The sequence below is a fragment of the Vallitalea guaymasensis genome (assembly GCF_018141425.1).
Lineage (GTDB): Bacteria > Bacillota > Clostridia > Lachnospirales > Vallitaleaceae > Vallitalea > Vallitalea guaymasensis.
On record NZ_CP058561.1, the window covers coordinates 718,361 to 730,495 of the forward strand.

Genomic DNA, 12,135 nt, shown 5'->3' on the forward strand with positions numbered 1-12,135 from the left:
CTATAGGAGCCTAGCATTATATAACATGTTATATATCATCCTAGCTATTTCACAACGTTTGATTGGTTCTTCAGGCAATATTTCCATGGTAGAAGAATCCAATATTTCTTTGTCATAGCAAAAAGCTAATGATTGTCTCGCCCATTTGTTAACTTTTACATAGTCGATAAACTGAGACAAGATATCTCTAGCTGCCATAGTATTATATTGTGTATTCATACCGCAGAGTTTTGCTGCTCTTGTTACTACCACTGCAGCTTCTTCTCTAGTGATAATGGCATTTGGAGCATAGGTTGTAGTTGACTTTCCAGAAATTATGCCATATGTATTAGCAGTACCTATGTAACCTGCATACCACTTATCTTTTTTTACATCTATAAAGTTATCTATTGCTTTTGGTTTAAGACCTAATGCTTTGACAATGATAGAAGCAAATTCTCCTCGTGTCATAGTTGCATCTGGTTCAAATAAATCTTTAGTCTTTCCATTAATAATTTCTCTTGATGCAAGTGCTTCAATGGCTGATTGATTCTCATGTCCTTTGATATCTTTGAAAGTCTTCCCCATCTTAGTTATCCTAAGTTTTTTTATATCTTTATGTTTATTTTCAAGTCCTACACTATTAGCTATGCTACTTGTTTCTCCTATATCAAGTTTATTTCTCATACGATAAAGACTTTCTCTACCCTTTAATGCTCTCTGTACTGCAATAAGTCCATAAAACCCTTGTTCAGTTGCCATTTGGTTAGAACCACTTCCATTTTTTGTATGAAGAAATCCATTACCTTTTTTATAGAAAGTCATAAGGTTATCAAGCATTGTATTACCGTTCTTGACAAATCGTCTATCATCAACAGAAATTCCTAACTCACATAGAGCAACCAGCATTTGAACACAGCTTTCAGAATTAGCTGTACCCCAGCTTGAAAAACCTCCTTGGCTATTTTGCATTTTTGACATACATGCAAGAGCCTCTTCACATGCTTTTTTCACCTCTGATTTGTATTGATATTTTGCTAGTGCTTGAAGTGCCATACCTGTTATATCTGGGTCTGAAAAGCTATCACCAATACTTTGGGATGTAGTTCCACCAAATAGTGACCAGCCACCATCAGCTAACTGACATTCTAGAATTCTATTTATGTACATATCTCTTGTTGCTTGTACCTTGGCATTCTTATTTTTAGGCATTGGGTAATTGCCACTATCAAGAGCTATTAGTGCCCATATAGGTCCGTTCATTCCTTGCCATATAGTTTTATCATAATCACCAAGAGCCTTTAAAAGATTATATCCTCCTACATCTGAAGGATCTTTTCCTATAGAAGTAAGGGCAACAATGAGCCTTGAATATTCAGTGTATTTTTTCTTATGTAAAACTCCTTTACATGCTTTCACGTAGTTTTCTACAGTCTTATAATAATTCTTATAGTATTTATCTGGTATATCATAACCACTTCTTGCAAGTCCTAATACAGCCCATTCACCACCAATTGAACCTACTTGTGGCGATTTTACTGTTTTGTACATATATTTTCCCGTATCTATAATAGCAGCATCAAGTTCAATTGTACTTGTGGCGAAAACATAAGTATTAAAACTTAATAACATAGTAAATATTAGTAAAGCACTTATACCTTTTCTTAGTAATTTCATAATTATTATTCCTCCTTATACACATATATACAAAGTGAAATAGAGGGACAACGTATTAATTAACGCTGTCACCCATATTCCTAAACTATTACTATGATTATTCTACTATGTTTTCCATGAATCTCTTAAGCATGGAAGCTACCTCGCCTCTAGTAGCTGTACCTTGTGGTACAAGCATATTCTCAGTTGAACCACTGATAATTTTATTACTGACTGCCCACTTCATTGAATGGACTGCCCATTCTGATATCATATTATTATCAGGATAAGTTGAAATATCGCTAATTGAAGTAGTTTTATAACCTTTTAATTTTGCATAACGATACATCATAGTAGCTATTTGCTCACGAGTAATATTATCATTTGTCCCAAATGAATCATTTGAATAACCATTTACTATTTTACTATAAGTAGCCCATACTACAGAATCATAATAGGTTGAACCTATTTTTATATCCTTGAATAAGTTATCCTCTGTTACCTGTAGATCACCTGCCATTTTATAGATTACATTTACAAACATACCACGAGTCATATTTTCATTAGGTCTGAACATATTGTTTGATATATCATCTAATAACCCTTGTTCTACTACATATAATACTGAATCATAATACCAATCAGTGGTAAATACATCTTTAAAGCTTATCTTGTCTTTATCATAAACTATGGCAAAAGTTGAAAAATGATCTGTCTTGAATATCATACTTTCACATTCATCATCATAGTAGGCTCCTATCATTTTAGCCACCTTATTGTTATCATTAATATAGTAAACTGAAAGCTTGTTAATATCTTCATCTTCCTTTGGTATATAAGGTAAAGCTACTGTGACATCACCTACAAACTTAGTGATTATCTTATTATCTACTTTTATGTATAAGTTATATATAGGCTTATCACCAACTAATTCTTTATTTTTATTAGATAACTGTTCTTTATCCGTCTGCTCTACAATTATACTTACATTAGAACCACTTGATTCTATTATTGAGTTTAAAGCTTTATTAGAGATCTTTATTTCAGCAACATGTGATTTAGCAGTTAATCCAGCATCTGTATTCTTAGCCAAATCATCAATTATTGATTTAGCCAGTTTAACAACTACTTTATCTACATCTTTTTTAATTACTGGTTCAATAATCAATTCTTCAGCTTGATTCTTCTTAATATCCTCTATTGCATTTTTTGCTTGACTACCAGTTATAGTTAATGTTGCTGTATTACCTGAAATACTAACTTCAGGTTTTAATTTGATAAATTCTTCCTTTTCTTCTTCTGGCTCTTCTGTGTTACCCATTATTACAGAAGGTGAATCATTTTCTGAATCAAAAGCTCCAAGTTCTTTCAATCGTTCAATAGCTGCATTATAGTTGGTTACATCTGCAACAGTTATGTATAGTTTTTGTTCTGATGACAGTTTCTTGTATGCAGAATCAGCTGCCATCACTTCTGATTTATGCCTTAATTTTACTCTACCTGCTAGAGGAATTTTCTTAAGGAGTATTTTAACATTATAGGTTTCTCCATAGAATAATAACTGATTTTCTGCATCAATTAATCTACTTAGATTCGTTACTTTCTTCTTATCATTTGATGACAATTTGTTATAGTTACTTCTAGCTGCCTTAACTGCTTCCTCATAACTCTTATAATTAGATAGTTTTATTTTATTTTGTACAGGTAATCCTTCAATCAGCTTATTTACATAATTTGCTTTACTGTTATATACCCTTATAGTATATTTTGTTGCATCATACTCTCTTGCCTCTTCACCTTGCTTATTCATTGAAGGCCAGGAATTCTCACCTATACCTATATAAATGATATCACCATTTTTTACAGATAGGGTTTCGGTACGTTTATAATATGCCGAACTTGAATTATATTGATTCAAAAAAGTCTTAACCAAATAATTTTTATTATAGGCTGTTGGTGTAATCATTATATTTTTGGAATCACCATCAATCATCAGTCCATATTCAGTAGTATTTTTCTTGAAGGTTGGTGATAGTTTTCCTCCACTAATAGTAAGTGTTTTCAAGGATGTATCAGAATTTCCCCATGTACCTCCTAAGTCTTTACCAAGGTTTTGAGTAAACATTACTTTAATTTCATCCCCGTTTTCCAGACTATAATCTTTGTTGGAAGCTCCTGCTCTAAAAGATTGAAAACCTTCATTGACAAACCAGTCATTTAGTGTACCCATCCAGCCTGAACCTCTATCGCCTGAAAACTCACCCATACTTTTATCTCCTTTATTTATGGATGATATATAGGTAATACCGTAATTAGTACCACCTGTTCCTTCCCAGCTATATCCATTCACAGCTAATGCTTTCAGAACAACTGTCATCATGGTATCATTCTCACATAGATCATACCAACCGTTTATAATTGTTCCTTTAAAATCCCCACTGGGGAAAGTCTCATTTTCTATAGTTATCTTTACCTTTCCAATTACGTTTCCATAGTCAGGTAACTTAGTACCACAATTATCATCTTTCGTTGGAATAGCTGCCATTGCCGCAAGTGCCGCTCTACGAGCGGTTGCTACAGCAACTACATCAACAGCATTATTAATTGCTGTTATCCCATTATCTTTAGCCTGAGTAAGTCTAGTGAAATCATCATCCAAATAGTCTTCACTGTGATAATTTGAATAAGTCGCTATTACAGCATTTCTAGCAGCCTCTTTGGCATTATTTAACTTTGTTTCATCATCAATTGTAGGTTCGTCACCACCTATTGACCTTACAATTATAGTTACGTCGTGATGAGGCATTAAAAATTCTCCAAGGATGCTTTTATAGGGACTATGCATTTTATAAACACTTATATCATCTGAAAAACTCTCTACTACACATGTATCTCCTACAATGTTTCTTCCCTTGTATCGTAAACCTACCTTAATATTAGCTTTAACTTCTCCAACAATTTTTGTTGGTCTAGCAGAACTTATGATATTACCATCTACCATACAATATAAATGTTCATTAAATTGATTGAACTTATTGGTTTCATCAATGATAGTAAGTTTATATTTTTTAGATTCTGGTAAATTATTTCCATTATTAGAATCTGCGTATGCCTTTAATAGAGATTTAATATGTCTGTCCTCTAAAAAAGTGAATAACTTCTTCTGATATTCCGTCAAAACATTGTATTTAGAAAATAGTTCTTCTAATTTAGGTATATCTGATTGGCAGAGCCTGTTTTGATCCATTTCATCTATAGATGGCAGATATTTTAATACTTCCCGTATAGGTGTTATAACTGTTTTATGGTCTATGGATTCTATGCTTTTCATACCATTAACAGCTGTATCAAATGCTGTTTTTGCTTCGTATGGTGTTACTGAATTAGTAATTTTAGTGTTACCGTTTTCATAAAATCCAGAAAGCTCTTTCCATTTATTAGCGTCATAGTTAGTTTGTCTATAGGAATAATATGCTTCTTCTAGTTCAGTCAGCATTTTATCTTTAATTATCTTAGTTTCATTTTCAGTAGCTGGGTTTACATGTACAAGTATAGTATCTCCTGCTATAACTCCTGTAACAGTAACCTTTTTACTTTCAAGATTATTTGCTTCCTTATGATGAACACTTAATGAATGCCAACCTTCCTCGTAAAAAGTGTAATTACAGTTACCATTATCATCTGTAAAAGCAGTAGTTTCCTTATTTGCAGTAGTTATTTTATTCTTTTCTTCTACAGCAGAACTTACAAAAACCGTAGCTCCTGTAAAAGGCTCATCTTTTCCTGTATAATCACTAAGATTAGCAGCAACTGAGCTTACATTAAATGAAATTGCTTGTCCGGCTCTTGTCTCTACTACATTATTATTCATATTTTCATTAGTGATTTTTGACAGTCTAACATATGGAAGTACTTTGTATGCTTCATATCCCTCTAGATTAGCTCCACTTGAAGAACCATGCCTTGGTGCGTCTAAATATGCTACAACGACTTCATCCTTATCCTGTACTTTTATACTGCTTAATGGATATTGGGATGTACCTATTGAATCACCAAGATTCAAAGTAAATAATGCTGTTAAATCATGGCTTGGTGCATCAATCATAATTCCATTAATAAAAATTCCATAGTCCCCATGTATGTTAATACCATTAATCTGGTTGAAAACATCTTGTAAAGATGCGCCACTAGAGAGAGTTAAATTATAGATACCTGATTTTGTATCAAAAGCTTCTTTTTTTCTAGCAGCAGATGTATCTATTACCTTAAAAGATACATTTATTTTTTCTTTTGTTGATGTCAAACCATAACATGATTTCCAATAATCGTCGTAAACTTCTTTTAGTTTTTCATAAACAGGTATTCCTGTTGTACCATTAGGCTTTTCATTATTATCTAACCAATCCGTTGCTATGTTTCTTTGTTGTATGAATGTTACAAAGCTGTCTGAAGTATAATCAGATTCTATAAGTTCCTCTGGATTAAATTGATTTATTAAAGCTTTTAGGTTCTCATATTTTTCCCCCGCATCAATTAAATCGCTACCCGAAGGATCATTAGCATTTATTAATTTTTTTAGTCCTGTAATTGCTTTGTTTATTTTTTCAGTATTTGTATCAACTTCAGATTGATAAGTGTTTTTATTAATGTCAGTTGGCTTACCTTTATCTTCACCATCTTGAATGTAAAGAGAAGTAAGTACTGTTTTAGCATTGTTCAGTACGTTTTGATATGCTGACCATGACTTGGCTGTATATATGGATGAATCATTATATGTATTTTCTGCATTTTTTATAGCTTCGTATAGTAATGTTGGGTTAACATTAGTAATTGGAATTAAGCTATTAATTGCAGATTGAAGATTAGTAGTTGCTGTATCGACATTCTCTTGAGTAATACCCGCTATTAAATCATTTTCAGGATTATTATCAATAAACAGCTTACTTACATTAGCTAACTCAAGCTGTAGATTATTATAAAAGCCTTTTGATTTGTCGCTGGAATTTATCGTACTGGAATCATTTCCATTATATCTATCATCAATTGTATAGTATGTCTCGGAGGATACTAATCTTGCTTTGTTAATACAATCTTTTAAGATAGAATCATCAATTTTTGCAGTTGACGATTCACCTATCTGAACAAGAATTACTGCTTTTAATTTTACAGGTACTTTATATTCGTAAATGCATATTTCTTGATATTTTAAATTAGGGTCAAAACATATATCTGTATATTCTTCTTGTAATTTCTCTTGATCAATTGGAAATCCAGGTGTATATGATAAGCTAATTGTATATTCTAGTGTTTCTACATTAAAACAGTTTGTAATATAACGTCTTAACTGTCTGCTACTTACATTATTATATTTCAGAAAATTTTCACTTGAAATTCTTGCATTAGATTTAACACTATTACCTGTAATCTGTTTTCTTGCACCACGAGGTGCTAAAAAATGTGTATCAGTTGATAAACTATTAAATTTTACATTAATCGACTGTGTATCTTTTGGTACAGAAATAAAATATGCTCCTAATGAAGATGGCATATCTCCAGTTTCAGTAATTTTCGTCAATGTTAAAGAAGATTCCTGAGATAATGTAACTGATACTGGATTTAGTTCTTCAGCATTGGTATTTATAGCTACCATATTAAAGCATATAATTAATACAATTAAAAATGAGATGAAAGATATTTTATTATAGTATTTCATTAATATTCACCTACTAGTAGTTTTATTATTCAGTAAGGGACTCTAATGAGTCCCCTAAAACATTATTTTTATTTATACTTCTGGATAAACGAATTTAAATACTGTAATATAAGGAGATTCTGCACCATTTTGAGTAATGATTTGTACATATTTAATATCTCCTCTAGCTAAAGTTAATGATAACTCATATGGTGTAGTATCATCACAAGTTACTTTTGTTCCATTAACATATACATTATCAGCGATACTATAAAGTTCATATTCAACTATACCATCTTCTAATGTAACAGTCTGAGTACTCATATTACTTGTAGTAACAGTTAAATCAGTCATGTAGTCAATAACTGTTGGTAAACCTGTTACCGCTTCTCCATCACCTGTACCAGTAGCTTTTTTAATACCACAAACTTCAGTAGAGATTTCACCGAATATACCATTCATAGCTGCAGCCCCTGTATAAATACGTACAAAACGAATATTATCTAGATTAACAGGGTTTCCGTTTGCATCTACTGCCCAGCTGATATCAATAGGGTCTCCTCCGCCTGTCCCATTAATGTAAGTATTATAATTAAAAGTTGAAGTAATTGCAGCTACTCCATATGGATTATATGCTATTGATTTATCTCCGCTACCATTAGGGTGAACATCACAATAACCGAAACCAAAACCAGTAGTTGTGTTAGTAGATGTAATACTGCCAAGCATTGTACCTGTTAATGTCAACTTGTTATGTGAATCATTATAGTCTGCAAATGACAATTTGTTTGTCTTGTCTAAAGCAGGGTTACCGTTTCTTCCTGTAAAGTAGTTACAATTAAGTGGGAACCAGCTGTGATTATGGAAAGTATTTTTTGTGATTGTTCCAGTTGCACTACCAGTATAATTAATAGAATCTAATTTCCCAAGATTATTTCCTGCTTCTGTATATTTTGTATTATCATTAGGATTAGGATTTTCATAAGTTAAACTAAAGTTCTTTTTAGTAGTATTTTCATAATATAATGAACCTGCAATATCATACCAAGTATCAGGATTTCCCTGACTATCAGCTTGTGCTACTTGAATACAACCTGGTTCAGAGTTATTCCAGAAAGCATTACCATATACTATAAAATCCACACCATATTTATTATTAGGGTCGTTATCAATATTTTTCATATCAAATACTGTATATCCACCAAAATATCCTAGTGATACACCTGTAGATGAAACATTATCTGCCATTAATTTAATACCATCTGTACCTGAAAGATAGATGTCTCCCCATCCACCAACAGTCACACCTTCATTAGTAAACTGACCAGGAGCAGGTAAAAATGCGTAAACAGATGGATCTCCTGCAACGATAGGAGCATCACAAGTGAAGGCAAAATCGTATATTCTCTCTGCACCATTTTTTGCAACTTTAATCGAGAAACTGTGATTTCCTGCTGTACTTGCAGAAATTACATTACCTGCAAATGAAATATTGGAATCAGTAGTACTATAAGTTACTGTTGCATCACTTGCCATAGCAACAGGTTCTATAATGAAAGTAGCTGGAACAATATCACTACCTGTAGTTGATATCAAAGTATAGCTTGGTACATAAGGATCAAAAGGAGCAGATACTGCTACACTTTCATTAAAAGTTACTTTACTAAGAAGAATATCATTATTGATAGAAGCATTAATGATAGTTTCTCCCAGAGCTACTTTTTCAGTAGCTTTCACAGCATTATCTGAACCATTTAGTGCATTTACTGCGCTACTTGTATTGATACCAAAGGAATCAGCTATAGCTATGACTTTTTCTAATCCTTCATTTAGCTCTGTTGTATAAGCATCATAATCAGCTACAACTTCTATAGGCATATATGTACTAATACCGCCAGTACTTTTCATTTCAATACCAGCATAATCTGATAGCTTTACTGGTGTTGTTAATGGAGTACTTAAATTCTTAGGATTAACTGTTACATTTGCATTTCTAACAAATGGTACACACATGTTAATACTTTTTTCTAGTCCTTTCCAAGTATATTCTTTACCATTTAGAACCTTAATTTTACCATCTGCAATTATTAAACTATAATCACTAATTGTAGCTAGTACATCTGTCTGATAGTTGTTAATAGTGTAATACTGTATATATGCATTGTCTGGAACAATACAACTGCCAGGTGCTACAGCTCCCATTTTTCCATTAATCTCATATAATACTGTCCATGGATAGCTTTGACCTGTAATACGAGTATATATACTTTCTACTGTGTCTCCGTCTTGTGTATTTACTGTAGGATTTGGATTTGTTGCACCTGATAAATAAACTTCTACATTTGTAGGTGCTGCTGCTTTTGCAGTAAGAGGCATCATTGTAAGAATCATTGCCACTGCAAGTAAGATTGCACAACTTTTTCTTTTGCTTCTTGATAAAATCATTTTCTTTCCTCCTCGAATTTTGTTTACTTAGTCATATGTTCCGTGCACTAAAAAGGACACTCCTAAGAGCGCCCTGACATACTTGGTTTAGAACATAAAGATTCCACCTATTTATGCCTTCCAACCTCAGGGATTTGCATTACATTTTAACAAACAGAGTGAGAATATCCCGACTTAGCCATTTGCCACTTACAGTGTGGTTTTCCTACTAAGACACCTTCCCGATTATTCCACAACTAAAATGGAATTCTCAGTGGTATATTGTCCTTTCGTTGACATTACGGTTGCTGAGACAGTGTCGGATTTTCACCGAAGAATATTTAATATTCACTCACAACTAATTATTGTGACCTTCCTCTCAAACTGCCTTTATTAAATTTTTTTGTAAATACCTACAGTAGTACACTTGATACATATACTATTAGGTCCAAGAAAAAGCAAAATAATATTTTCTCTTTCTCGACAGCTACATTGTAACATTTTGTTTGATTAATGTAAATAGTTATTATAATATATTTTAACTATTAAAAAATAACAGATAAATATTAATTTATATACTATTCTAGTATATTTTTATAAACCATATTATGTTTATAACTTAAAATAAGGTCATTGAAAACTTAGATTTCCAATGACCTTATTTTATATTACATTGTACGAATTATATACATTCATATTTTCTACTTATCACCTAACATTACTTTATTAACATCATATCCAATTGACCAGGTATACTAGGAAATTCTACAGTTGATATAACGTCTTTATTATATAATGCTATTTGCTTTTGATATGATATTGGTATGTACATTGCACTTTCATGTAATTGTTTTAAAATACTATCATAACAATTCTTAATTTCTTTTTCATCATTTATAGAGAATAGCTTTAATATTTTTTCATCTAAATCCTTTTTATTATCTAACCCTTGCTGTGCAGGATTGTCTAGACTATAACTCATCATACCACCGATATATGTATGTGGATCATATGGAGCTGCATAAGTTGCATTGAAAGAAAGATCAAAATCACCTTCAAATCCTCTTGAACCCCAAACCATTAACTCAACACCATCTAATTTTACATCAATACCTATCTCTTTCATTTGAGAAGCAAAAACTTGAGCAATACTTTCTTCTGCACCTCTACCTGTTACATACATAAGATTTAATGAAAGCTTATTACCATCTTTCTCTCTGATTGTTTTACCTTCTGGTAATGTCCATCCTGCTTCATCTAAGATCTTACAAGCTTCTTCTTTATTATATTCGTAAGGTTCCACTTCTACATCACAGTAAGTTAATGATGGATTTAATATTGTATCCGCTTTGTTTTCTATATCTAATAGAACTGTTCCTATAATAACTTTTTTATTAACTCCACATAATATGGCTTTTCTTACATCCATATCTTTTAATACTTCATTAGCTGTATTCATTAAGATACTTCTAGTTTCTGATTCACTTTCTGAGCAAGCTGTTCCAATCTTTTTGTTATCAGTAAACTGTGCATAAGCTTCATATGATAATTGTTTTGCACCATATATAAGGTCAACATCACCACTTTGTAATGCCATAACTCTTGAATCATGATCAGGTATTACTTTTACTATAACTTTTTTATAGGCTGGTTTATCTCCCCAATAATTTTCATTTACAGTAAACACATATTGCTGATCTTTTATAGCCTCTGTTAATACATAAGGTCCTGTACCAACACTACTTTTTAGGATACCAGCTGTATTACCATCATCTGGCATGGAATTAGGACTAATCATTCTTATAGGAAACTGAGAACACATATCAAGAGTTGCAGCGTAATATGGCTCTTTGTATACGAATTTTATTGTGTAATCGTCTACCACTTCAACTTTATCTAATTTTCCAATAGCTCCCATCCATGAGAATCTATCCGCATTTAGTAGTATTCCATCCATGTTTTGTTTTACTGCTTCAGCATTCAATGGAAGCCCATCTGAAAATTTCACATCTTCCCTTAGTTTGAAAGTATATTCTTTTCCATCAGGAGTAGCTTCATAGCTTTCTGCTAAATTAGGTACTGCTTTTTTACCATCATATTTTAATAATGATTCATATACAAGCCCTAAAATTTCATGACTGTATCCATCTTCTGATGTAAGTGGACCAAAATTATCTAGATCGCTTGCCCAAGCAATAACTAATTCATCTTTTTGTGCATCATCAGTAGCTTTTCCTTTATTGTCTGCATTATCTTTTTTAGCTGTGTCATTAGCAGCATTATCATTTGATACAGATTTTTCATTATCATCAGATTTTGAACAACCTGCTAATGATAATGTAAATAACATTGTTATTAGTAAAATACTTATAATTTTCTTCATC

4 protein-coding genes and 1 riboswitch are annotated in these 12,135 nt (G+C 32.1%); all 4 genes read right to left on the bottom strand.

The annotated features are described in order from the left end of the window. On the bottom strand, positions 1-1,656 hold the full coding sequence (locus HYG85_RS03255; protein WP_212692265.1) for an S-layer homology domain-containing protein: 1,656 nt from the start codon (positions 1,654-1,656) through the stop codon (positions 1-3). Positions 1,657-1,753: 97 nt separating this feature from the next. After that, on the bottom strand, positions 1,754-7,348 hold the full coding sequence (locus HYG85_RS03260; RefSeq protein WP_212692266.1) for an S-layer homology domain-containing protein: 5,595 nt from the start codon (positions 7,346-7,348) through the stop codon (positions 1,754-1,756). Between the two features lie 72 nt (positions 7,349-7,420). Then, positions 7,421-9,772 (bottom strand): hypothetical protein, encoded by a 2,352-nt coding sequence (locus HYG85_RS03265; RefSeq protein WP_212692267.1) that lies wholly within the window; start codon positions 9,770-9,772, stop codon positions 7,421-7,423. A 165-nt stretch (positions 9,773-9,937) separates the two neighbouring features. After that, positions 9,938-10,086, bottom strand: a riboswitch (cobalamin riboswitch). 383 nt (positions 10,087-10,469) lie between these two features. Then, the gene (gene nikA, locus HYG85_RS03270; protein ID WP_212692268.1) at positions 10,470-12,134 is read right to left on the bottom strand and encodes a nickel ABC transporter substrate-binding protein; all 1,665 of its coding nucleotides are present in this window, start codon (positions 12,132-12,134) and stop codon (positions 10,470-10,472) included. Position 12,135 lies beyond the last annotated feature (1 nt).